The following is a 23096-nucleotide window of genomic DNA, read 5'->3' on the forward strand; positions in this document are numbered from 1 at the left end:
GACAATTCACTTCCTTTTCCTGCTTTTTTTATGGGAAATAACCTATCCTATTCTTCAGAATAACCGAAAATATTCGAGATTTCTAAAAAACTCTTTCTTAAATATTGGCTTAAGGGATCTTCATAATGGTCCGGTATACTTTCAGTGAAGCCAACAGCAGTAATCGCTCCCAATAATTCTGCATTATAATTAAAAATCGGAATGGACATGGAAGAAACAGAAGGTACTAAAGGCTCTTTTGCAAAAGCAATTTTGTATTTCTGTATCGCTTGATATTCCTTAGTTCCTTTAAGGAAGGCCGCGGAAACATTATTATCTTTTTCTATCCAGTCTGCCGTTATGGAAGAATCCTGGAATACAGTGAATACTTTGCCGGAAGAAGAAGATGGGGGAAGGCGCGTGCCTAGCTGGGCCCCAATATTTAAGTTTTGGTTGGAATTCCATATTTTTGCTGTGATTGGTCCATCGTATGTCCAAACGGAAAATAACACCGTGCAGGAGGTATGATGGCTGATTTCCTGTAAATAAGGGGTAATTCGGCTTGTGACGTCCTCATTCCCTATGGCTGCCATACCATATTGAATCAGTTTGCTCCCGAGGGAATACATACCAGTTGTCTTATCGCGATATAGTAACTCGAGTTGGGTCAGAGTATTTAAATACTTATAAAGGTTACTTTTAGTTATTTCTGTAGATTCTTGAATATCAGAGAATCTTAAAGGGTTTCTTTGTGAAGCGAGTAAATCAATAATGCTCATCCCGATTTGCAAGGATTGAATCGTTGAACCAGATTTTACGATTTCCATATGACAATCTCCCTAATCTGTTTTAATTTAGGTCTAGTATATCAGAGTATGTAAAGTTTAAATGAAAATAAATAAAAAGTATGCTCCATAACGTCCGCATAAACACATCTGTTTAATATACTTCTAGTTTTCGATAAGTCTAGTCATATATGTATTTGTTAAATTTGCTACTGAAAGCTTCATAATGATGTTGATAATATCATTTTCATAAAAATTTTTGCAATAATTTCTTGACAATTTTCCGAAAATTAAGTTATCATGTATATAAATAGTGAACTAAGTTATCTATAAGTGGAAAACGAAAAATTGATGCGAGGTATAGTTACCATTTGTCCTCTAGTTTGTGAAAGGACACTCTTTTTATAAACAATGCCTTGTTTCAGACAAAGATAGGTGCATCAATAAAACTAAAAGACAGCTTTTAAAAAATAATGATAAATAAAGGAGAATGAAAAATGAAATTAGTAACTTTTAGCCGTGAAGGATTTACACGTATTGGCGCAATTTATCCAAATAAAGAGATAGTAGACCTAAACTATGCTTATCAAGCACTTCTTGAAAGTGAAGGGAAACTTCGCAGTGAACAAATCGCTGAAGCTTATGTACCTTCAACTATGGAAGCATTTCTACAGGGTGGGAATGAAAGCCTTTCCATCGCAAGAAAAGCTGCGGATTATGCATTGAATAATCGCGATTCATTCAAACGTACTCTGGTACATGCTGTTGAAAACGTAAAGCTTGAGGCACCTGTCCAAAAGCCAGGGAAAATTATTTGTGTAGGACATAACTACCGTGAACACATTGCAGAAATGGGTCGCGAACTGCCTCCATTCCCGGTCGTGTTTGCCAAATTCGCTAATGCAGTAATTGGACCTCAAGATGATATTCCGTTTTTCCCCATTTCAGAACAATTAGATTATGAAGCAGAATTTGCTTTTGTAGTGGGCCAACGGGCACGCAATGTTTCTCAAGATGATGCACTTGATTATGTAGCAGGTTATACAATTGCGAATGACGTCACGTATCGTGATATTCAACGCCGTACGCTTGAATGGCTTCAAGGGAAAACAGTCGAAGGCAGTGCACCAATGGGACCTTGGCTAGTTACATCAGATGAGTTATCTGATCCTTCTGGATTAAATGTCCGCTTAACTGTAAATGGTGAAGAACGCCAAAAAACGAATACATCTAACTTCGTATTCGATGTGAAATATTTAGTTGAATTTTTATCGAACTTAATGACTCTTGAACCAGGTGACATCGTCCTTACTGGAACGCCGGGTGGAGTAGGAGTAGCCCGCGATCCACAAGTCTTCTTAAAAGATGGTGACGTTGTCAAAATCGAAATCGACAAAATCGGTTATCTCGAAAACCGTGTGAAACGTGCTGGGGAGGGAAAATAAGAATGGCTTATCAGTCAATCGGTACATCGATTCAATCGTTTCAACAATCAATCGATCACATTCTTGAGACAACAGCTAACCTTTCAGAGAAAACAATCCGTTGCAACCCGACAGAGGAAGAGTGGTCAATCATGCAGATCCTTTCTCATATAGCGGAAGCCATTCCTTACTGGCTAGGTGAAGTGGAAACGGTAGTAGCCACTCCGGGCTCAAAATGGGGACGTGGATTGCAAGATCCAGCTCGACTAGCAGCGGTTACTGATACGGAAAAACTATCAGTTGATGAAATTTTAAAACAAGTGGATGAACTGAAATATAAAGTTGAGAGCGGCCTCGGGAAATTAGATGAAGAAACACTATCTAAAGAATCACCGCACCGGAACTTTGCCAAATTCGGTAACAAACCTGTTTCTTATATCGTAGATCATTTCATCGATGACCATGTTTCAGGGCACTATGACCAAATTAAGCGAAATCTTTCTAAAATTAAGTGATAAAAAATGAAAAAAGAAAGTAGGGAGTAATGTGGCTGAAAAATCAGATTACATGAACAGTTCAATTGTAAAAGATTTTACAAGGGATATTCAGCAGTACAATCTTGGACCCCTATGGGAAGCTATTCCCGCTCTAATGGATCATGAACCTAAACCACATGCCCATGCTTATTTGTGGAAAGAAGAGCTTCTGACAAAAAAGTTGATGGAAGCAGCTGAAATCTTCACACCTGATCGAGGCGGTGAGCGCAGAGCCATTTATTTTCAAAACCCTGGCCTAACTTACCGCCAGCCTTGGGGCTGGGCTTCAACAACCCAAACGCTTTATGCAGCGGTTCAACTATTGTTGCCAGGTGAAGTAGCTCCTTCTCATCGTCACTCTCAAAGTGCTCTTCGGTTTATTACGAATGGTGAAGGTGCCTACACAATTGTTCAAGGAGAAAGAATCTTCATGGAAGAAGGAGATTTCTTGATCACACCTAAAAATCTTTGGCATGGACATGGTCATGTTGGAGATAAACCGATGATTTGGATGGACGCTCTTGATATCCCTACTATCTATTCTATTGGCGGTACTTTCTTTGAACCGTATCCAGACCGTATTGAAACGCCGAAACGTCCGGATAATTTTTCGGAGCTTCGTTATCAAGGAGGAATGGTTCGTCCGGTTTCCGATCGTTATTCACAAGTAGCTCCGCTTGCAAACTACAAGTGGAAAGGCACGAAAGCAGCGATTGAAGGGTTAATGAACTTTGAACCAGATCCATATGAAGGCTTTGCAGTTGAATATATCAACCCATCTAATGGACAAACGGCTAATCCAACGATGGGAGCTTGGATGCAGAAACTTCCAAAAGGTTTCCATTCTAAAGCACATCGCCATACTCATTCAACAATCTATCAGGTGCACGAGGGTTCCGGCTATACGGTTATTAACGGAGTACGGTTTGATTGGTCTAAGGGTGACTACTTTGTAGTTCCAAACTGGGCTTGGCATGAGCACGTTGCAGAAGTGGATTCTTACTTATTCTCGGTAAACGATCTTCCAATTATGGAGCGATTTGATTTAGAACAACAGCAGGTACTTGATATAAACAATGGTTTCCAAAAAGTTGAAAGTGAATTTAAGGCTGTATTAGTATAAAAAAATCAGGTTGGAGCTTCCAGCCTGATTGTCATTAATATTATGAGAATGCAGGTTGAATGAAAACGCTTACTATGTTAATGGTCTACAACTGGGCTTATGACAACTTATTTTTAGGGGGAATTGAATAATGAACACAGAAAAAAAACCATTCATTGTCATCGGTGGAGGAATAGGCGGGTTGGCAACGGCTCTAGGAATTGCAGAAACAAAACAGTATGTAAAAGTCTTGGAGCAAGCTCCTGAATTTGGTGAAATTGGAGCTGGAATTCAGCTTGCTGCGAATGCAACCAATGTTTTACAACGTTTAGGTGTAATGGATAAAATTAATGAAATTGCAGTTTTTCCAAAAAGATTAGTTCTGATGGATGCGTTTTCTGGCAAAGAGCTTTCTGCTTTAGATTTAGGTGAAGTATATAAAGAAAGATATGGAGCACCGTATGTTGTGTTACATCGCTCTGATTTGCATAGAGTGCTAGCTGAAGCGTGTGAAAGTAGCCCTTATATCGAACTTGTAACGAACCAAACAATTATCGAAACGGTAGAAAATGAAGGTCAAGTTACAGTTACTTCTGCAAATGGAGATCAACATATAGGAACGGCCGTTATTGGTGCGGATGGTTTATGGTCTAATGCCCGTAAATTATTTGTGGAGGATCAACCAGTATGTTCTCAATATGTTGCATACAGAGGTGCGCTTCCAATGGAAGAGGTAACGAGTCACGGAGATTTAGATGATGTATATATGTGGATTGGACCGAATCTGCATCTTGTTCAATATCCGGTTAGAAGAGGCGAGCTTTACAATCAGGTAGTTGTTTTCAAAAGTTCTCAATACACCGAAGAAAATGAAAAAACAGATCAATGGGGTACCCCGGAAGAAATGGACCGTGTCTTTGCAGGAACTTGTGAGCTTGTTCAAAATGCGATTTCATTCATTCAACGTCAACGTCGCTGGCCGATGTACGACCGTTTGCCAATTAATAACTGGACAAAAGGCAGGATCACACTTACGGGAGATGCCGCACATCCAATGCTTCAATACTTGGCACAAGGAGCTTGCCAAGCTTTAGAAGATGCGGCTTATTTGACTGATATGCTTCATAAGAATGGGGATAATGTGGAGCAGGCATTTTTGGAATATCAAGAAGAACGCATTCCACGTACAGCGAATGTTCAAACAAGTGCAAGAATGTGGGGAGAAATTATCCACAATACTACCGATGCGGGGATACTGCTTCGTGATACGATTCTATTAAATCGCACGGATAAGGATTTTAAATTTGTTGATGATTTCCACGGTTACAACAAAGCGTTTGTAAAAGCATAATAACCTGCATTTGCTTCATTCATCCCAAAGTTTTGGTTAGCATATTTTTTAAATCAATATTAGATTTTTGCCTTTCTTCCTTATGAAGAGAGGCTTTTACTGTTTATCCCTTAATAACCTTTGTATTTTTTATAACATTTCTTTACAAGGGAAAAATAAAAAGTATAATGAAACCATAAAGGTCAAGAATGGTCAAACGTTGTAAGAGTTCGTTCATGGAATTGATGAATGGGAGGTTTTAAGATGGATATTAATAAAATGACAGAGAGAACCCAACAGGCGTTTATTGGCGGGCAGGAACTAGCTAAGGATAGGGGAAATCCGGAACTGACGGAGCTTCATTTATTAAAAACCTTAATGGAACAGGACGAAAGTTTATTAATTAGAATTTTATCTGATTCGGATAAAACGGTCAGTCGTTTTGAAATAGAGCTAAATAAGGAACTTAATAAATTGCCGGAAGTGAGCGGCAGTGTTGCTCAGGTATATATGTCAGCTTCCCTACAACAGTTATTGACGGTTGCAGAAAAAGAAATGCAAGTGTGGGAGGACGAATATTTATCCGTCGAACACATCCTGCTGGCGTTGTTAAAGGAAAAAAAACCGAATATAAACAGGCTGTTTTCAACTTATGGAATAGATTACGATAAAGCAAAACAAGTTATACACGATATAAGGGGGAATCAACGAGTGACTAGTCAAAATCCAGAAAGCACATATGAAGTCCTAAGAAAATACGGCAGAGATCTCGTTGCTGAAGTTAAATCGGGGAAGGTTGATCCTGTCATCGGGCGTGATACGGAAATTCGCAATGTCATCCGGATTCTATCACGAAAGACGAAAAATAATCCAGTATTGATTGGGGAACCTGGGGTAGGTAAAACAGCGATTGTCGAAGGATTGGCGCAAAGGATTGTCAGGAAGGATGTCCCAGAAGGACTAAAAGACAAAACAGTTTTTTCACTTGATATGAGTGCTCTAGTTGCCGGGGCCAAATTCCGTGGTGAATTTGAGGAACGTTTAAAAGCTGTACTGAATGAAATTAAAAAGAGTGAGGGTAAAATTCTTTTATTCATTGACGAATTGCATACAATTGTAGGAGCAGGCAGAACGGATGGCGCACTTGATGCAGGGAATATGTTAAAGCCGATGCTTGCGCGTGGTGAGCTGCACTGTATCGGTGCAACAACCCTGGATGAATATCGCCAGTATATTGAAAAGGATCCCGCTCTAGAACGCCGTTTCCAGCAAGTTCTCGTTCCCGAGCCAGATGTGGAAGATACTATTTCAATATTGCGCGGATTAAAGGAACGGTTTGAAATTCACCATGGCGTCAGGATACATGATCGGGCGATTGTTGCTGCCTCTGTCCTTTCCAACCGTTATATAACGGAGCGATTTTTACCAGATAAAGCGATTGACCTAGTGGATGAAGCTTGTGCGATGATCAGAATGGAAATTGATTCAATGCCTTCAGAGCTAGATGAAATCACAAGAAAGGTTATGCAGCTTGAAATTGAAGAAGCGGCCTTGAAGAATGAAGAGGATCCTCAAAGTAAAGCAAGGCTAGGAGTACTCCAAAAAGAACTTTCAGAACTTAAGGATCAAGCGAATAGCATGAAAGCAAAGTGGCAAATGGAGAAATCTGCGCTTCAAAAAGTACAGGACCAACGTGAAGAGCTCGAGAAGCTTCGTCATGAACTGGAACAGGCAGAGAATGACTATGACCTCAACAGGGCTGCTGAACTACGGCACGGAAGGATTCCACAGCTTCAAAAAGAATTGGATGCTATGGAAGATGAATTGGAAAAGGAAAAGCAGGAATCACGATTGCTTCGCCAAGAAGTGACGGAAGAGGAAATCGCATCGATTGTTGCGAGGTGGACGGGTATTCCGGTAAGCAAGCTGGTGGAAAGTGAAAGAGAGAAGCTGCTTCGCCTTTCGGAAATTCTTCACGAACGCGTAATAGGCCAAGGAGAAGCGGTGGAACTTGTATCTGATGCTGTTTTACGGGCTAGGGCAGGAATTAAGGATCCAAACAGACCGATTGGTTCGTTTATTTTCTTGGGACCGACCGGAGTGGGTAAAACTGAACTGGTCAAAGCGTTGGCAGAAACGTTATTCGATAGTGATGAACATATGATTCGAATCGATATGTCGGAATACATGGAGAAACATTCCGTTTCCCGACTAGTCGGTGCGCCTCCTGGATATGTTGGTTTTGAGGAGGGCGGACAACTAACCGAAGCTATTAGAAGAAACCCATACTCCGTCGTGCTACTGGACGAAATTGAAAAGGCACATCCGGAGGTCTTCAATATTTTGCTGCAAATGTTGGATGACGGACGTATAACAGACTCCCAAGGTAGAACCATTAACTGTAAAAATACGGTTATTATCATGACATCCAATATTGGCTCCCATTTCTTGTTGCAGTCCAACCGTAGCGATGGAGCCATTGAAGAAGAAATAAAGGATCAAGTGTTCAAAGAATTAAGAGGACATTTCCGCCCTGAATTTTTGAATCGAGTAGATGACATTGTGTTATTCAAACCGCTTACTCAACATGAAATCGTTGGAATTGTAGAGAAAATGGTTCAGCAATTACAAGTGCGGTTAACTGAACAAAATATAAACCTCCACGTCACCGAAGCGGCTAAGGAATTCATTGCCGAACAAGGGTATGATCCGGTATATGGGGCAAGACCGCTTAAGCGATTTATTCAAAAGCATTTGGAAACAAAAATCGCTCGCCGAATTATAACGGGGACAGTTGAAAACGAAGAAGGAATAACGATTGATTATGTTCATAACGAATTAGTACTAATCTAAAGTTTATGAAATGTAGTTTAATCAAAAGCAAAGAACGGTATAACAAAAAGGACATCCCCAAAGGATGTCCTCTTTTGCTTCTTAATGTTGATGAGAGTCTTTTGTTGGCCCAGCAGGCATAACAGCAGGGATAATACATATTAGAATAGCCGCAGCGATTCCTAAAATTGTTCCCTGTGCAGCATCGTATGAAACTCCGATCATGGAAGAAACAACATATACAGTCATATGCACTAATAAGAATGTCCAAAAAATTGTCCAAGCATAACGCATCGAATTTCACCTCATTCCACTACATTCATTTTTATCTTACCATAATTAATATACAGTTAAAACGGCTTTTTCATAATAACCATTAAATAATTAAATACAGTATAACAAAGGTAATCTTTTCTGACAGATGGGTTGGGAATGAAAAGTTGTCTTTACTAAGGAGAAAAACGATAATATTTCGAGATCTTCACAAAATTATTCCAGCTTGATTAATTTATGAAAAGAAAATAGGCGTCTCCCCTGACCTTTTCAATATTTCGACATAAATTAAGTAGTAGTAGTATTTGTAGGAATATTCCTTAAAGGAGTTTATAAGATGGAACTGGAACAGCGAACTTTTCAAATTGATGACCAATGGAGTATCGTCTATTATCCGGAGCAGCCCAGTGGTTTTTCCGTAATGGTAATCGGAGACCGTAGTCATTTTGTCGAAAAAGACAGCAGCTTTTGGCTCCAGCATCCTGGCAGGTTACGAATATTGGAGTATTTAAAAGAATGCGGATACACACTATTTTCATCCAATTTCCACGGAGCCAGCTGGGGTAGTCCAAAAGCTCTTGATCTTTCCCTTAAACTATATATTCTCTTCATGAAAAAGGAAATAGTCAATCAAAGGTTTCATGTGTTGGCAGAGGGGACAGGCGCACTTCTCGCATTAAGGCTAATGAATGAACTAGGAAGTAAAATACGTTCTGTCGTTCTTATTGATCCGGTTTTTTCATTGAAAGCACAACTGGAAAAAGAAAAGGAAAATAAGTTTTTTTATAAAAAGTGGTTGACTGAGGTTTCGGCTGCTTATGAGATGAACCCAGCCGAATGTGAACAACATATTCTGGATTCTGAAGATCCGTTAATTGAGGAGAACATCCCTGTAAAAGTAATTCAGGTTTTTGGAAGCTTGCGTAAAGAACAAGCCTCCTTTTATCGGCAAATCCAACTGGCTAGAAAGTCTGACTTGCAGCTAACTTATTTATTACCTGAAAAACGCTATAAAATACCTTATCAAATTCAGAAGTTTTTTAATGAGAATGAAGAGTCTTTATAAGAGTGGATATATTTTCACAATAGTTTGCATACGATACAGCATCTAAAAAAACTTGACGTGCCGGATGAAGCGAGCTTGATGGCATACGAGGAGGCTGTATTTATGCAAACATTCATTGTCATTGGCGCTTATCAATTTGTAGGTTTCTATGTGACCCAATATTTATTGAATCAGGGCGAAGAGGTAATCGGAATTGATTGGACAGATTCCCAAGAAAGTCAGTATATTATAGAAGAAAAGGAACTTGAAATTGGTCGAAGTGCTAATTATATATATTTTCCGATAAATAAACTTAGATTATTAGATATTTCCCAGCAGGACACTGTTTTTATATCTTGTTACGATATTAGAAAAGGTATAATAGGTAGAGTCAATTGTCTTATAGACGATATCGTTTTCTTTCTTGAGAAATGCAAAAAAAATGGCTTAGATAAAACGCCAAATATTGTGATTCTCATGCCTGTTGAAGACGATGTGGAGGATTTTCAGTCAATAATAACCTCAATCGAAGGAATTGCTTCTGTTAAAATCATATTTTTACCGACGATTTATGGCCCCTGGCAACCCGAAAGCATGTGCTTTGAAGCCGGAATCAACCAACTTGAACAATCAGCTATCAAAGCTACGCTTGCTCGTGAATATACCGAGGATGCGCTCTTTATTACTGATTTTGTGAACGCTTTAGAAAGAGTTGCTACCTTATCATATAGAAACATCCAGCTGTGCAGCAGTATAGATGATCACTGGAATAAATGTGCCAAGTTTATTTTTGGAGAAAGTATTGATTACTTATTTATTAAACCAGCAACTAAGATAATAAAAGGGACCGTCTATGAGGTGCAAAGTAAAACGGGTCCAGAAGAAGGTGTTTCCTTACAAAGGAAACATAATAAACGATTAAACTTACTTAAAAAGTGGAGAATGCGTGATTAAAGAGAGCCTTTGGTTAAACTCTAGAAGCACTTGTTAAAAGGGGTGCGAGTAATTCAAGAAACTAAAAACATGAATATCAAATCCTATTTTGGGTAAATGTATATGACAAGGCAGGTACAGTATCGATAGACATTAATTCTAGGAAAAGGCCATAACCTGTTAATTTGGCCTGTATCTTTTATGCGTCGTACTTTAATGAATGGAATAAACTATCAGGAAATTCATTTTTTAATGTCTGTGCCTTTACGAAAGGGCTACGGGGAATTATGATAATAATGAGATATTCTTTAAGTGAAAAAATGATTATCTGGTAAATTATCAAGTAGATAAGGAGGCAACTAAAAATGAGTTCAGATAAAACACTTGAATTTATGGGAATCGCTATGAAATACTTCCCAGAGGCTAAAGCAAAGCTGGAGGCAAACGGAATTCCTTTTTCAATGGATATGGCAGAGCCGTTCATGGACCTGTTTAAAAAAGTGATGCAAGAAGCTTATGAGCTTGGTAAACAAGATGCTCAGCGTTAATTAAGATTAGGCTGTCCAGTCATGCGGACAGCCATCATTTTTTTCAGTTAATCTTTGTTTAAGAACTTGGTAATCAATGGGTTCATTTTCTGAATGGTTGGTTTGTATTGGTCATATAATCCCATTAATGTTTCTACGCTCACCATCAATTGCATGTAGTCAACTTTTGATTCCTCCTTTTGGAGTTCAGGCTCCGCTTTTCTACCAAACATCAAATCCGAAAAATGATCATCTTGTGTACTTCGATTGTTGCGAGTGAAAATGTCCATAATAAATTCCTCCTTTTTTCTATAATGTATGTCTATATAACACCTTGGCGTAGGCCCTTGTCCGATTCAAGAAACAGATTCTTTTATACTTTCAAACTGTTAGCTCTTGCAAGGAAGAGTTTTTTTATATAAAATTAGTACCAGGTAATAATAGATGATGATAATTATTTATTAAAATAAATAAGGGGATGGCAAAATGAACGCTGGAATATTAGGGCTTGGACGCTACTTACCCGAAAAAATCGTTACAAATGCGGATTTAGAGAAAATCATGGACACTTCTGACGAGTGGATTCGGACTAGAACAGGTATCGAGCAAAGAAGAATAGCCGATGATAATACAAATACTTCTGATATGGCTTATGGAGCGGCAAAAGCTGCATTGATAAATGCAGACATCTCAGCGGACGAGATAGATTTAATTCTTGTAGCTACCGTGACACCTGATCAGTCGTTTCCTTCTATTGCTTGTATGATTCAGGAGAAATTAGGAGCAAATAAGGCGGCTGCTATGGATGTTAGTGCTGCATGCGCTGGCTTTATGTATGCGATGATTTCAGCACAGCAATTTATTCAGACAGGTGCTTATAAGCATGTGCTAATTGTTGGTGTTGAAAAGCTTTCAAAAATAACCAATTGGGAAGACCGCAATACTGCTGTCCTATTTGGGGACGGAGCCGGTGCTGCTGTCCTTGGGCCTGTTGCAGATGGGAAAGGGATTCTTTCCTTCGAATTAGGTGCAGATGGAACTGGTGGTAAGCATTTATTACAGGAAGGAGATTTTATTTCCATGAACGGACGTGAAGTGTTTAAGTTTGCTGTCCGTCAGATGGGAGAATCTAGCCTGAGTGTACTTGATAAAGCGGGATTGACAAAAGAAGATGTGGATTTACTTGTCCCTCATCAAGCCAACATTCGAATTATGGAAGCTTCGAGGGAACGTTTGGGTCTGCCAGTTGAAAAAATGACAAAAACGGTTCATAAATATGGAAATACCTCTTCAGCATCGATTCCGATTGCTCTTGTGGAAGAAATGGAAGCGGGCAGGATTAAGGAAAATGACCTAATCATTATGGTCGGTTTTGGTGGAGGACTCACTTGGGGAGCAATTGCTCTTAGGTGGGGGAAATAAAAATAGAAAACAAAATAATCGTACGAGCTTTAAATAAGGAAGGAGCCATTTCTAATGACTAATCGCCGTGTTGTTGTAACAGGTATTGGAGCAATCTCTCCAGTTGGTAATGATGCAGAAACTGGATGGAAGAATATAATTGAGGGGAACTCAGGGATAGGGCCACTAACACGCTTGAATGCTGAGGAATTTCCTGTAAAAGTGGCTGCTGAAATAAAAGACTTCGATATTGAGACATATATCAATCGTAAAGAAGCGCGTAAGATGGACCGTTTTACGCATTATGCCATTGCTGCATCAGTTATGGCATTAAATGATAGTAAGCTAGAAATAACAGATGAAAATGCCACACGTGTTGGTGTTTGGATCGGTTCAGGTATTGGTGGACTAGAGACGCTTGAAACACAACATGAAAACTTTTTAAACAGAGGCTATAAGCGGGTAAGTCCATTTTTCGTGCCAATGATGATTCCGGATATGGCTGCTGGCCAGGTTTCTATCTTACTAGGTGCTAAGGGAATCAATTCTTGTACGGTAACAGCTTGCGCAACTGGAACAAATTCAATTGGTGACGCGTTTAAAGCAATTCAACGTGGCGATGCCGATGTAATGATCACAGGTGGTGCCGAAGCGCCGATCACGAAAATGTCGGTTGCAGGCTTCTGTGCGAACACGGCTTTATCGACAAATCCTGATCCAAAAACGGCAAGCCGTCCTTTTGATGCAAACCGTGATGGGTTTGTAATCGGAGAAGGAGCTGGGGTTATTATTCTTGAAGATTTAGAACATGCATTAAACCGTGGAGCCAAGATTTATGCTGAAATAGCTGGATATGGATCGACTGGAGATGCTTTCCACATTACGGCTCCAGCGCCTGGTGGAGAAGGCGGAGCAAGAGCGATGAAGATTGCGATTGATGATGCAGGTTTGAAACCTGAAGACATCCAATATGTAAACGCCCATGGAACAAGTACGCCTTACAATGATAAATATGAAACGATGGCAGTCAAGGAAGTCTTTGGTGACCATGCATATAAACTTGCATTAAGCTCTACAAAGTCAATGACTGGACATATGTTAGGGGCAGCAGGTGGAGTCGAAGCAATTTTCACCATTCAGGCAATCAGAGACAGCATTTTGCCACCGACTATTAATATTGAAACACCGGATTCTGAGTGTGATTTGGACTATGTGCCAAATCAAGCAAGGAAAAGTGAAATTAATGCGGCCATCAGCAATTCACTTGGGTTTGGCGGCCATAACGCAACTATTCTTTTCAAAAAATATCAATAATTAATGTTAAGAGCAAATCTTTAGAGATTTGCTCTTTTTTTTGTTGTGATGGTCCATGGACCGAACTGGTTACCTTCTTTGATAGAAAGCTTTGTTTCATTCTTAAACATGTGTAGGGAAATAATATGTGTCACCCGCGATTATAAAATCATACGATAGTTAAAAGAGGCGGGGGTGTATGGGATGGGTGTTATTTCAACAAATGAATGGTTGAAGAAGGATTTCGACCGCCCGGTTCAGATGATGGACAGACTGAAAGATAAATTCAACAACAATATTAATGGAGATATGATTTATCGCCACTTACAAAAGCACGGCATGTATTCTCCAAATCAAAAAACGAAAAATACATGGGGAAACTTAACAGAAAATAATGTTTGGGAAAAGACACAAAGCCTTTTTACTTCTTATAAGAAGTTATGGGAAGGGCCAGACGTTCCCATTTATATTTTTCCTCTTATGTCTTCAGGGATGTGGAAGCAATCTATTGAAACGAAATCAGGATTGGCTTTTAAAGATAAATTGTTTCTTTTTTATGACAATGGTATAGCGGAAAAGGAAATGGAGGCCCTTTTGATTCATGAATATCATCATGTTTGCCGATTACACCAATTGAAAAAAGAACAGAAAGATTATACACTTCTCGATACGATGATTATGGAAGGGCTCGCTGAAAGAACTGTTTGTAAATATTTAGGAACGAAATATTTAGCGAAATGGACAAAGTTATATCAGGAAGACAAACTCCGGGGATTTTGGAGTAAGCACTTAAAAGCAAAGCATACCATAATGCGTACAGACCCGCTTCATGATGTTCTTCTGCTGGGGAAGAAAGGGTATCCGTATATGCTAGGATACTGTACAGGATACTATCTGGCGAAAAATGCTGAAAAACTCTCTGTAAAAAAATCATTCATTATCCAATCTGAAGAATTCTTAACAGAAAAGAACTAATTTATACGTTCTATTTTTCTTAATCTGTTTTCTAGAATAGGAATAAAATGTCTGGTTCCTGCCTATACTGATTGACAAACAGAAATTTGTTTAAGTGAGGGATGAATGATGTTATATCTTCATGATGTATGGGTTAATTGGTTTGAAGGAGAAGAAAACGGCTATAATATTTGTCATTTTCATGAATGGAGGAAGGATGATGGTATCGAGCTATTAGATCAAGTTCCTCTGTTGAAAGTCTCAGCAACACTCTTCCACTACATAGAAAATGACTTATCAGAATTACCTAAGCCATTGCTTAGCGATGTCTATCAAAAAGCGTATGCAAGGAAAAACCATGAACGAATTCAGCTTGACTATTGTTTTATCGTTACCGATGGAAATGGAATTCTAGCTGTAGATACAATAGGTTATCATATTCCGATTCGGAAAAGCAGAATAATTCCTCGGCAGGAACAAATTGTTTATGACATGATAGAAAACCATGATGAGATGGATTACACTTTCACTGAAAAACCTACATCTGAGAAAGAATATCATATTTTATCGCCGTCACCCTTATTTATGAATGGATTGACAAGAAAAGAAAGACAGCTAAAGCAGCTTCTATTCATGGCCATGGATCAATTATTTACGGCGAAAAACACTGCTGAAATCCGTTATTGGTATACAGAATGGGCTCCAGAAAAATATGAGAGCATTCAAGAAATGGATTTTCAAATAGCTTGGATTGAGTTATATGAGGAAATGAAGGAAGGCTGGTCAGAGAAACACCTACAACTATGCGAAAACTTAGTAAAGGGGCAGCCATTTTTTGAAAAGCTTTGGCAAGTAGAGACAGGAGATAGTCCATCGATATTATAGGAGCATTTAACATTCTTAAAAAGAAAAGACGATCCGATTAGGATCGTCTTTTTCTTTTATCTTTTTCTGCCAAGCCCCATACCGTTATACATTTTTCTGATCATTTTATTCGCTTCAATGTTCGCTTTTTCTGCACCACGGTCAAGAATTTCATCCAATTCAGGAGAATCAATTAATTTGTAATAGCGCTCTTGGATTGGTAAGATTTCTCCAAGTACCACTTCAGCTAAATCACTCTTAAAGTCTCCGTAACCCTTTCCTACGTATAATTCTTCAATTTCGGGGTAGGTTTTCCCGCTAAAGATGGAGTAAATCGACATTAAGTTGGAAACCCCAGCTTTGTTTTCCTTATCATAACGGACAACACCCTCGGAATCGGTAACCGCGCTCTTGATGTTTTTTTCGATTTGCTTTGGATCATCCAATAGGGCAATCGTAGCCTTTTTGTTAGAATCTGATTTACTCATTTTCTTAGATGGTTCTTGAAGCGACATTATACGCGCCCCTGCCGTCGGAAGGCTGATTTCCGGAATCTTGAAAATCTCGTTGTACTTATTATTGAATCGTTCAGCTAAATCACGTGTTAATTCAAGATGCTGTCTTTGATCTTCGCCGACAGGAACAACATCTGTACTATAAAGAAGAATATCGGCAGCCATCAGCGGAGGATAGGTCAGCAGTGCTGAAGAAACCCCTTCTTTACCTGCTGATTTGTCTTTAAATTGAGTCATACGCTCAAGTTCGCCAATATAAGAGATACTTTGTAATATCCAGCCTGCTTGAGCATGCGCAGGTACCTCTGATTGAATAAAGATTGTATTCTTTTCCGGATCGAGGCCAATAGCCAAATATAAAGCGGCTAATGTTTTAATGTTTTTTCTTAATTTAAGACGATCTTGTGGAACTGTAATTGCATGCTGGTCAACGATACAAAAGAAACAATCATATTCATTTTGTAAGTTAACAAATTGTTTCATTGCTCCGATATAATTCCCTAAAGTAACGGAACCGGATGGCTGAATGCCGGAGAAAATCCTTTTCAACTGCTAGTCACTCCTCTAAATACGTTTATTAAGTAAATGGATATTCGCTCTTCATTATTGTAAAGGATAAATAGAAAATGAAGCCACTTTTTTTGAAAGTAACTGGCGCCTTATTTAAGATAGGAAAGCGCTCATTTATATCTCGTGGAGGGGCCGTTTTGAAGTGATCACTTCTTGTATCGACGTCATTCCAGAAATACGAATTGTCCACTATAAATGTATTTTAGCATTTATTCATATTAAATGTATAATCGAAACAGCATAAAGACTATTATCGAGCCCATGAAAGGAAATTTTATTTCCTTCTATAACCATTCTGAATTATATAAGACGATTTCAAGAATGTGAGATTGTTTTTTATTTTTCAATGTGTAGACGATTTTGGGGAAGGATACAAGGTAATACGTTTCGAACAAAATTATCGTGTATGACAACGTAATTCAAAGGTACACATAGATTTTATTGCCTTTTTTGAGACTAAAACCCAAAGTTTTTTTATTAATTAACTAGATATAGGAGTAAAGTTCAATCGTTGTGGTATTAAAGAAAGGGGTCTGTTGTATTTGTAAAATAAAATTGAAGACTGATGGCGAATGAGGTGGAGAAATGAAACCAATGACTAAATGGTTGATGACAGGGATGTGTATGTTCCTGATTCAACTGCCTGTTCATGCAGAAAGTATGAACGAGACTAGATATGTAGCACTTGAAAGTAAAGAACTGCCTGAGAGGGCCCCGCGTTTTGTATTTGATTCGGGTTTGAAGTTTGACTATCCGGATGCTGTGCGCGGAATTTATGTGACTGGACCTGCGGCGGGCGGCAACAAATTCAACGAACTTATTAAATATGTAGATGAAACCGATTTGAATGCGATGGTCATTGATATTAAGGATGACTGGGGAAACGTTACGTATAAGTCAGAAGATCCTGATTCTCCTTATGCTGGGATTGGTAAAGACCATATAAAAAATCCTAAGGAAATGCTGAGGAAAATGGAGGATAAACAGATTTATCCGATTGCCAGGGTAGTTGTGTTCAAAGATACCCTTCTCGCAAAAGAGAAGCCGGAATGGTCATTTTTAGATGAAAAAAAGGTATGGGAAAATGGTCGTGGAGAATCTTTCGTTAACCCATTCATGAAAGAGGTATGGGATTATAATGTTGGAATAGCTATTGAAGCGGCAAAGATGGGATTCAAAGAAATTCAGTTCGACTATGTCCGTTTTCCGGAAGGGTTTGAAAAAAAAGAAGACGAATTGAAATATAATATGGGTGACTATGATGAAGCAAAAATAAGTCATACTGCAAAAAGGGTACAGGCAGTAACGGATTTCGTCAGTTATGCGAAGAAACAACTAGAACCATACGGAGTGGATGTATCAGTGGATATTTTTGGCTATGCCGCTACGTTACCGGAAGCTCCAGGAATTGGCCAAAATTTCACAAAAATATCTAAAAATGTTGATGTTATTTCCTCGATGATATATCCAAGTCATTGGACATCTTATTTCGGTATCGAGAAACCTGACTTGGAGCCTTATGACCTCGTTAAGGAATATGCAAAATTGGAGAATAGGAAGCTGAAAGAACTGGAAGCACCACCAACTTCTAGACCTTGGCTTCAAGATTTTACAGCTTCTTATTTAGGGGCGGGGAATTATCAAAAGTATGGTAAGGAAGAAGTGGAAGCCCAAATTAAAGCTTTAAATGATAATGGAATTGATGAATATTTATTATGGAATGCAGCGAATCGGTATACCAAAGGGGTAGATTATACGCCATGAAAAATGGATGACCGTTAGGGAATGGCTTTCGGTCATCCAATTTCTGTAGGAATTACCGTTTTTTATTTCCACCAACTTGATTCCATCCTGACTGAATTCGCTTTGATTGATCGAAAATATGAGAGTGACGTTTACCGCCAAACCATTTTTCGCCGATCCCATTCGTCACTACGCCATTCACGGCTGTAATGCCAATTACGCAAACCGCGACCAAAATCAGGTCTGTAAAATAACTAATCATCCTAACCCTCCTAATATTTTCAAGTTATTTATGTTCTATTGTAGTGGATAAGAAAAATTGTGGAAAGTAAAAAGTAGTAAAAGAGGAGATTAAATTATGAATTGGTATGAAAAGTTAAATCAGTATTTTCCAATTGAAGAAATGAAGTCAAAAGAGCATATAGAAATTCTTTTAACGGATAAGCAGGAAATTTACAAAAAAGATGAAGGACCTGACCATGTTTTATTATATGTGGAAGGGGATGAGTTTATTTTCATTGATTACCTATTTGTTTCCAAGAAATCAAGGGGGCAGGGGTTAGGAAGAAAACTGATTCAAAAGTTGCAAAAAAGGCAAAAAACAATATTACTTGAAGTCGAGCCTGTGCAAGAACATGATGATGATACATTAAAACGACTACGGTTTTATAAAAGGGAAGGGTTCAAGCATGCTTCTTCTATATCATATAGCAGGAAATCGCTTGCTACCAAGGAGGATACACCGATGGAAATCTTATATTGGCCATCTGACTCATCTATAGAAGACGAAGACGTATTTAATTTCATGAAAGAGATTTACTCTGAAATTCATACCTACAAGGACAATCACCTTTATGGAAAGTCTTATCAAAATGTAGAGGATGTACTGAGTATAAGTATGGGGCATGAAACGGATATATTTGAAGAGATAAGCATGAATAACTAGAGCCGGTATATTACCGGCTCTACAGTCTTTTTTTGTTTTTAAAATTTGACCGTTGATTTCCACTCCAGGCACTCGCTTTCCGCGGGCGGTCCGGGAGCCTCCTCGGCGCCATTGCGCCTGCGGGGTCTCCCTTGGACGTGCTTTTCCCGCAGGAGTCTCGTACCTTCCGTTCCAATCAACTTTGTTTTAACATTTAGATAGAACTCCTTTTGTCTACAAACTGAGAGCCGGTATATTACCGGCTCTTTTCTTATGTATTTTTTGCTAGGCTACCGAATAAGAATTAACTTCTTGAATATTTACAAATCTCACCCCATTCTGATTCTTTCGATTTACCTTTTTTTTATGTTTATGGTTATATGTGCTAAAAGAATGGTTTTTTAAAAGAAAGGAGGAATTTGTTCTTCATTAAAGAAAATATATTAAAATGAACTTGTTTATTGACAAGGAATGGGGGTAAATAAAAGTAACGAACTAATTATAAAAATATGAGGGTTAAGATGAGAGTTAAATGAGAATGATAGCTAGGTATTTTCAATTAGAAAAAGTGGATTAAAATGTATTACATAAAAAAATGAATTAGCTATAGTACAGGCTAAACAAGAAGTTTTAAAGGATTTTTTCAATTTTGAAAAAGGGTATTCATTTTAAATAAATTAGTGTATAATTAACATTATGAAATACTTATTTAAAATTATTTCAAATTAGAGTGGTACTTATGAATACTAATAGTAGATTTCCCCTCATAGATCACCGATTCTATATTTAGGGAGTGTGAGTAAACATGGTAACATTATATACATCGCCTAGTTGTACTTCATGCAGAAAAGCAAAAGCATGGTTAGAGGAACACGAAATTGGATATAAAGAGAGAAACATTTTTTCAGAACCGCTTACGATTGATGAGATTAAAGAGATTCTGCGTATGACTGAAGATGGTACGGATGAAATCATCTCAACAAGATCAAAAACTTTCCAAAAATTAAACGTAAATTTGGAGAGCTTGCCTCTTCAAGAATTATATAAATTGATTAAGGAAAATCCAGGACTGTTAAGACGTCCAATTATCCTTGATGAGAAAAGGCTTCAAGTTGGATATAACGAAGATGAGATTAGACGCTTTTTACCACGTAAAGTTCGTACGTTCCAGTTACGAGAAGCACAACGTATGGTCAATTAATAAGGTTTTCAAGCTCTGCCGAGAATTGTGCAGAGCTTTTTCTTTATACATAACTGAATTCCCACTAAAATTCACCTTTTAATCTGGATTTTAGGAAAATGCACCTTTTTGATATTCGCATTCGATTTGGCTACAGTTGGTCACCTTTAAAGATAAAAGGTGAATGTAACTCACGATGTTGTGTATATAATAGAGCATAAACTTTAGCATAAACTAAAATTAAAGGAAGCTCCGATATAGTTGCATGCGGATGAATTTTTTTATAGAATGAATGGAATATTAGGCAAACAATTGTTTTTTAGAAAAGTAATGTTTTTTATTTCCCTTCTTAAAGGTTTTGTCATAAAATGATGTAAAATAGTCTGTTTTAATGACTAACATGATTTACAGTATTCACTTACGGGTAAAGAGCTTTTAAGAGCAATTTTCGCTTGGGGGTTATTATCCCTTCAAAATGAGAAAGGAAGGGAGAGGGGAATCATGGAAATCGAACGCATTAATGACGATACAGTTAAATTTTATATTTCCTATATAGATATTGAGGAAAGAGGCTTTGATCGCGAAGAGATTTGGTACAGTCGTGAAAGAAGTGAGGAGCTTTTTTGGGAAATGATGGATGAAGTGCATCAAGAAGAGGAATTCATGATTGAAGGACCTTTATGGATTCAAGTTCAAGCTCTTGAAAAAGGCTTGGAAGTTTTGGTCACAAAAGCCCAACTTGCCAAAGATGGTCAGAAACTCGAGCTGCCTCTTTCAGAAGATAAATTAAAGGATTTGAATGTATCAGAGAAGATGGATACACTTCTTGACCAACATTTTCATGATAAGGATGAAGAAAGCGGTATTACTTTTGAAGATGGAATGATTGAGTTCATCACAATATTCGAGGATTTTGAAGATGTCATTTCTTTAAGCAAGCGTCATGGCTTGGATAGCTGGACAACGAAACTTTATGTTTATCAAAATAAATATTACCTCTATATCGAATTTTCCGAGGCCGAAATTGACGAGGAAGAAATTGATAATATTTTAAGTCTTTTATTGGAATACAGTCAGGAGTCACCGATAACCGTACACATGCTAGACGAGTACGGTAAAATAGTGATAGAAAATGATGTATTCGCAACGGTTGATAAATATTTCGTATAACTAATAACTGTGGAGCCGATTTCAGTAGAAATCGGTTTTTTCGCCCTAGAATGAATGTTTTTACCTTAGACAGGAAGGTCTTATTAGAGTGTGCCTGTGTTTGTTAATTGGAGGTAGTCTAGGTGAAGAATAAAGTCGGCATAAGTCTGCTTATTCTCTTGTTGGGTAGCACTTGGTATTTTCTATTAAAGGAGGTCAATGGAGGGCTCTTCGGTTATTTCAGTCTGATATTGACTCTTTTCTTGGTGATTATTGGATTTATCATCTTCCTTGAAAATCGGGATCCCAGCCATACCATAACGTGGCTTGTTGTATTTGGTGCTTTCCCAATTATCGGTTTCATGTTTTACTTTTTGTTTGGACGTAATTTCCGGAAAGAACGGATATTTCGTAAGAAATATTTTTTAGATAAGCAAAGTTTTGTAAAAATAGACAGCGAAGCAGAACTTAATTATCGGAAATTTAAGGAGATGGGGGAGCACCCCCAGAAGTTATTTTCTCTTGCACAAAGGCTTGGGAATAGTCCCATCTCATTTACAACTGAAACTCGAATTTTAACAAATGGGGAGGAAACATTTTCTAATATCATCCAGGAATTAAAAAAAGCCAAACATCATATCCATTTAGAATATTATATTGTTAGGGATGACCATATTGGTGGTGTTCTAAAGGATGTATTGATACAAAAAGTAAGAGAAGGGGTAAAGGTTCGTTTTATATATGATGCGGTTGGCTCTTGGAAGTTAGCCAGATCCTATATTTATGAGCTGAGGAATGTAGGGGTCGAAATTGTTGCTTTTGGCCCGCTGCGTCTCCCTCTATTAAATAATAAATTCAACTTTCGTAACCATCGAAAAATAATTGTGATAGATGGGTCTGTCGGTTTTATGGGGGGACTCAATATAGGTGATGAATATTTGGGACGTAATCCGAATTTTGGATTTTGGCGTGATACGCACCTTATGGTGAAGGGAGAAGCAGTAAGGACGTTACAGCTCATTTTTTTACAGGACTGGTATTACAGTACCGACCATAGCTTTTTATCAGATGAATATCTCCAAACGAGCCTGCCGCTTCATCATGAACATGGTGGTGTACAAATGATTGCAGGTGGTCCGGATAGTGAGTGGACAATCATTAAGAGCATTTTTTTTAAGATGATTACATCTGCAGAAGAGTCTGTATGGATTGCATCTCCTTACTTCGTTCCTGATGACGATATTTTTCAGGCATTAAAGGTTGCCGCTTTGAGTGGTTTGGATGTCAGGCTGCTCGTTCCGAAGAACCCTGATAAGCGTATTGTATTCCATGCTTCCAGAACGTACTTTCCAGAAATGCTTGCGGCTGGAGTCCGGATTTTTCAATATAATGAAGGGTTCATGCATAGTAAAATTGTCATCGTTGATCATCAACTGGCTTCAATTGGGACAACCAATATGGATATGAGGAGTTTTCACTTGAATTTTGAGGTCAATGCCTTTCTCTACCGGACGGAAAGTACACAACACCTGGTGAATGACTTTTTGGAAGATATAAAGGTTTCACAAGAAGTGAATATAGATGAATTCACCAAACGGAATATGTGGTTAAAAATACTGGAGTCCACTTGCAGATTACTTTCACCACTTCTTTAAGTGCTTGCACCTTTTAATGCCGATCAGGCATTTTTTTTTGCTTAAATTTAAAAGGAATCCTATGTGATAATAGCGAATGGA

At 38.2% G+C, this 23096-nt stretch carries 22 protein-coding genes; 17 read left to right on the forward strand and 5 right to left on the reverse strand.

Annotated elements, in window-relative coordinates:
* Positions 1-47: 47 nt before the first annotated feature.
* Entirely contained in the window at positions 48-806 is a 759-nt protein-coding gene (locus NST21_RS06695; protein ID WP_340888400.1) for an IclR family transcriptional regulator, read from the reverse strand.
* A 455-nt stretch (positions 807-1261) separates the two neighbouring features.
* Between NST21_RS06695 and NST21_RS06700 the strand changes: the two genes are divergently transcribed.
* The 5 genes from NST21_RS06700 to clpB all read left to right on the forward strand — a co-directional run bounded on the left by NST21_RS06700 (position 1262) and on the right by clpB (position 8009).
* Positions 1262-2209 carry a fumarylacetoacetate hydrolase family protein gene (locus NST21_RS06700; protein ID WP_056528173.1) on the forward strand — a complete coding sequence of 316 codons (948 nt, stop codon included), beginning with the start codon at positions 1262-1264 and terminating at the stop codon, positions 2207-2209.
* A 2-nt stretch (positions 2210-2211) separates the two neighbouring features.
* On the forward strand, positions 2212-2703 hold the full coding sequence (locus NST21_RS06705) for a DinB family protein (RefSeq protein WP_340888403.1): 492 nt from the start codon (positions 2212-2214) through the stop codon (positions 2701-2703).
* A 31-nt stretch (positions 2704-2734) separates the two neighbouring features.
* On the forward strand, positions 2735-3847 hold the full coding sequence (locus tag NST21_RS06710) for a cupin domain-containing protein (RefSeq protein WP_340888406.1): 1113 nt from the start codon (positions 2735-2737) through the stop codon (positions 3845-3847).
* Between the two features lie 130 nt (positions 3848-3977).
* Entirely contained in the window at positions 3978-5177 is a 1200-nt protein-coding gene (locus NST21_RS06715) for an FAD-dependent monooxygenase (protein WP_340888407.1), read from the forward strand.
* A gap of 243 nt (positions 5178-5420) precedes the next feature.
* On the forward strand, positions 5421-8009 hold the full coding sequence (gene clpB, locus NST21_RS06720) for an ATP-dependent chaperone ClpB (protein WP_340888409.1): 2589 nt from the start codon (positions 5421-5423) through the stop codon (positions 8007-8009).
* Positions 8010-8090: 81 nt separating this feature from the next.
* Here clpB and NST21_RS06725 read toward each other — a convergent pair whose 3' ends face one another.
* Complete coding sequence (locus NST21_RS06725) at positions 8091-8282, reverse strand: YjzD family protein (protein WP_053344988.1); 192 nt, start codon at positions 8280-8282, stop codon at positions 8091-8093.
* 316 nt (positions 8283-8598) lie between these two features.
* On the opposite strand from NST21_RS06725, the gene NST21_RS06730 reads away from it, so the two are divergent.
* The 3 genes from NST21_RS06730 (at position 8599) to NST21_RS06740 (ending at position 10787) form a co-directional block, all read left to right on the forward strand.
* Complete coding sequence (locus tag NST21_RS06730; RefSeq protein ID WP_340888411.1) at positions 8599-9327, forward strand: hydrolase; 729 nt, start codon at positions 8599-8601, stop codon at positions 9325-9327.
* A 102-nt stretch (positions 9328-9429) separates the two neighbouring features.
* The gene (locus NST21_RS06735) at positions 9430-10260 is read left to right on the forward strand and encodes a hypothetical protein (protein WP_340888413.1); all 831 of its coding nucleotides are present in this window, start codon (positions 9430-9432) and stop codon (positions 10258-10260) included.
* Between the two features lie 344 nt (positions 10261-10604).
* Positions 10605-10787 carry a ComZ family protein gene (locus NST21_RS06740; RefSeq protein ID WP_053344991.1) on the forward strand — a complete coding sequence of 61 codons (183 nt, stop codon included), beginning with the start codon at positions 10605-10607 and terminating at the stop codon, positions 10785-10787.
* A 47-nt stretch (positions 10788-10834) separates the two neighbouring features.
* Here the strand turns inward: NST21_RS06740 and NST21_RS06745 are convergent, their stop codons facing one another.
* The gene (locus tag NST21_RS06745) at positions 10835-11056 is read right to left on the reverse strand and encodes a hypothetical protein (protein ID WP_053344992.1); all 222 of its coding nucleotides are present in this window, start codon (positions 11054-11056) and stop codon (positions 10835-10837) included.
* Positions 11057-11252: 196 nt separating this feature from the next.
* Between NST21_RS06745 and NST21_RS06750 the strand changes: the two genes are divergently transcribed.
* The 4 genes from NST21_RS06750 (at position 11253) to NST21_RS06765 (ending at position 15299) form a co-directional block, all read left to right on the forward strand.
* Complete coding sequence (locus tag NST21_RS06750; protein WP_098174868.1) at positions 11253-12188, forward strand: beta-ketoacyl-ACP synthase III; 936 nt, start codon at positions 11253-11255, stop codon at positions 12186-12188.
* Positions 12189-12242: 54 nt separating this feature from the next.
* A complete protein-coding gene (gene fabF, locus NST21_RS06755; RefSeq protein WP_252433810.1) occupies positions 12243-13481 on the forward strand; it encodes a beta-ketoacyl-ACP synthase II in 1239 nt (412 codons plus the stop codon).
* Positions 13482-13664: 183 nt separating this feature from the next.
* Positions 13665-14435, forward strand: coding sequence for a DUF2268 domain-containing protein (locus NST21_RS06760; protein ID WP_340888420.1), 771 nt, complete (start codon positions 13665-13667; stop codon positions 14433-14435).
* Between the two features lie 108 nt (positions 14436-14543).
* Positions 14544-15299, forward strand: a complete 756-nt coding sequence (locus NST21_RS06765) for a YjbA family protein (RefSeq protein ID WP_340892467.1) — start codon at positions 14544-14546, stop codon at positions 15297-15299.
* Positions 15300-15355: 56 nt separating this feature from the next.
* Here the strand turns inward: NST21_RS06765 and trpS are convergent, their stop codons facing one another.
* Positions 15356-16342: a tryptophan--tRNA ligase gene (gene trpS / locus NST21_RS06770; protein WP_340888422.1), complete on the reverse strand. Its 987-nt coding sequence runs from the start codon at positions 16340-16342 to the stop codon at positions 15356-15358.
* A 645-nt stretch (positions 16343-16987) separates the two neighbouring features.
* On the opposite strand from trpS, the gene NST21_RS06775 reads away from it, so the two are divergent.
* A complete protein-coding gene (locus NST21_RS06775) occupies positions 16988-18127 on the forward strand; it encodes a putative glycoside hydrolase (RefSeq protein WP_340892468.1) in 1140 nt (379 codons plus the stop codon).
* A gap of 52 nt (positions 18128-18179) precedes the next feature.
* On the opposite strand, the gene NST21_RS06780 is transcribed toward NST21_RS06775, so the two are convergent.
* Positions 18180-18368: a hypothetical protein gene (locus NST21_RS06780; protein ID WP_053344998.1), complete on the reverse strand. Its 189-nt coding sequence runs from the start codon at positions 18366-18368 to the stop codon at positions 18180-18182.
* A 96-nt stretch (positions 18369-18464) separates the two neighbouring features.
* On the opposite strand from NST21_RS06780, the gene NST21_RS06785 reads away from it, so the two are divergent.
* The 4 genes from NST21_RS06785 (at position 18465) to cls (ending at position 23015) form a co-directional block, all read left to right on the forward strand.
* Positions 18465-19052, forward strand: a complete 588-nt coding sequence (locus NST21_RS06785) for a GNAT family N-acetyltransferase (RefSeq protein WP_340888424.1) — start codon at positions 18465-18467, stop codon at positions 19050-19052.
* A 784-nt stretch (positions 19053-19836) separates the two neighbouring features.
* On the forward strand, positions 19837-20232 hold the full coding sequence (gene spxA, locus NST21_RS06790; RefSeq protein WP_034314502.1) for a transcriptional regulator SpxA: 396 nt from the start codon (positions 19837-19839) through the stop codon (positions 20230-20232).
* Positions 20233-20712: 480 nt separating this feature from the next.
* Positions 20713-21381 (forward strand): adaptor protein MecA, encoded by a 669-nt coding sequence (gene mecA, locus NST21_RS06795; RefSeq protein ID WP_053345000.1) that lies wholly within the window; start codon positions 20713-20715, stop codon positions 21379-21381.
* 122 nt (positions 21382-21503) lie between these two features.
* Entirely contained in the window at positions 21504-23015 is a 1512-nt protein-coding gene (gene cls, locus NST21_RS06800) for a cardiolipin synthase (RefSeq protein ID WP_340888425.1), read from the forward strand.
* Positions 23016-23096: the final 81 nt, after the last annotated feature.

It is taken from the genome of Peribacillus sp. FSL K6-1552 (assembly GCF_038005205.1).
Lineage (GTDB): Bacteria > Bacillota > Bacilli > Bacillales > DSM-1321 > Peribacillus > Peribacillus butanolivorans.

Excerpts from the sequence above, each read along its gene's own strand:
- NST21_RS06695 (WP_340888400.1), bottom strand. The coding sequence starts at position 806 with ATGGAAATCGTAAAATCTGGTTCAACGATTCAATCCTTGCAAATCGGG.
- NST21_RS06700 (WP_056528173.1), top strand. The coding sequence starts at position 1,262 with ATGAAATTAGTAACTTTTAGCCGTGAAGGATTTACACGTATTGGCGCA.
- NST21_RS06705 (WP_340888403.1), top strand. The coding sequence starts at position 2,212 with ATGGCTTATCAGTCAATCGGTACATCGATTCAATCGTTTCAACAATCA.
- NST21_RS06715 (WP_340888407.1), top strand. The coding sequence starts at position 3,978 with ATGAACACAGAAAAAAAACCATTCATTGTCATCGGTGGAGGAATAGGC.
- clpB (WP_340888409.1), top strand. The coding sequence starts at position 5,421 with ATGGATATTAATAAAATGACAGAGAGAACCCAACAGGCGTTTATTGGC.
- NST21_RS06725 (WP_053344988.1), bottom strand. The coding sequence starts at position 8,282 with ATGCGTTATGCTTGGACAATTTTTTGGACATTCTTATTAGTGCATATG.
- NST21_RS06730 (WP_340888411.1), top strand. The coding sequence starts at position 8,599 with ATGGAACTGGAACAGCGAACTTTTCAAATTGATGACCAATGGAGTATC.
- NST21_RS06735 (WP_340888413.1), top strand. The coding sequence starts at position 9,430 with ATGCAAACATTCATTGTCATTGGCGCTTATCAATTTGTAGGTTTCTAT.
- NST21_RS06740 (WP_053344991.1), top strand. The coding sequence starts at position 10,605 with ATGAGTTCAGATAAAACACTTGAATTTATGGGAATCGCTATGAAATAC.
- NST21_RS06745 (WP_053344992.1), bottom strand. The coding sequence starts at position 11,056 with ATGGACATTTTCACTCGCAACAATCGAAGTACACAAGATGATCATTTT.
- NST21_RS06750 (WP_098174868.1), top strand. The coding sequence starts at position 11,253 with ATGAACGCTGGAATATTAGGGCTTGGACGCTACTTACCCGAAAAAATC.
- fabF (WP_252433810.1), top strand. The coding sequence starts at position 12,243 with ATGACTAATCGCCGTGTTGTTGTAACAGGTATTGGAGCAATCTCTCCA.
- NST21_RS06760 (WP_340888420.1), top strand. The coding sequence starts at position 13,665 with ATGGGTGTTATTTCAACAAATGAATGGTTGAAGAAGGATTTCGACCGC.
- NST21_RS06765 (WP_340892467.1), top strand. The coding sequence starts at position 14,544 with ATGTTATATCTTCATGATGTATGGGTTAATTGGTTTGAAGGAGAAGAA.
- NST21_RS06775 (WP_340892468.1), top strand. The coding sequence starts at position 16,988 with ATGTTCCTGATTCAACTGCCTGTTCATGCAGAAAGTATGAACGAGACT.
- NST21_RS06780 (WP_053344998.1), bottom strand. The coding sequence starts at position 18,368 with ATGATTAGTTATTTTACAGACCTGATTTTGGTCGCGGTTTGCGTAATT.
- NST21_RS06785 (WP_340888424.1), top strand. The coding sequence starts at position 18,465 with ATGAATTGGTATGAAAAGTTAAATCAGTATTTTCCAATTGAAGAAATG.
- spxA (WP_034314502.1), top strand. The coding sequence starts at position 19,837 with ATGGTAACATTATATACATCGCCTAGTTGTACTTCATGCAGAAAAGCA.
- mecA (WP_053345000.1), top strand. The coding sequence starts at position 20,713 with ATGGAAATCGAACGCATTAATGACGATACAGTTAAATTTTATATTTCC.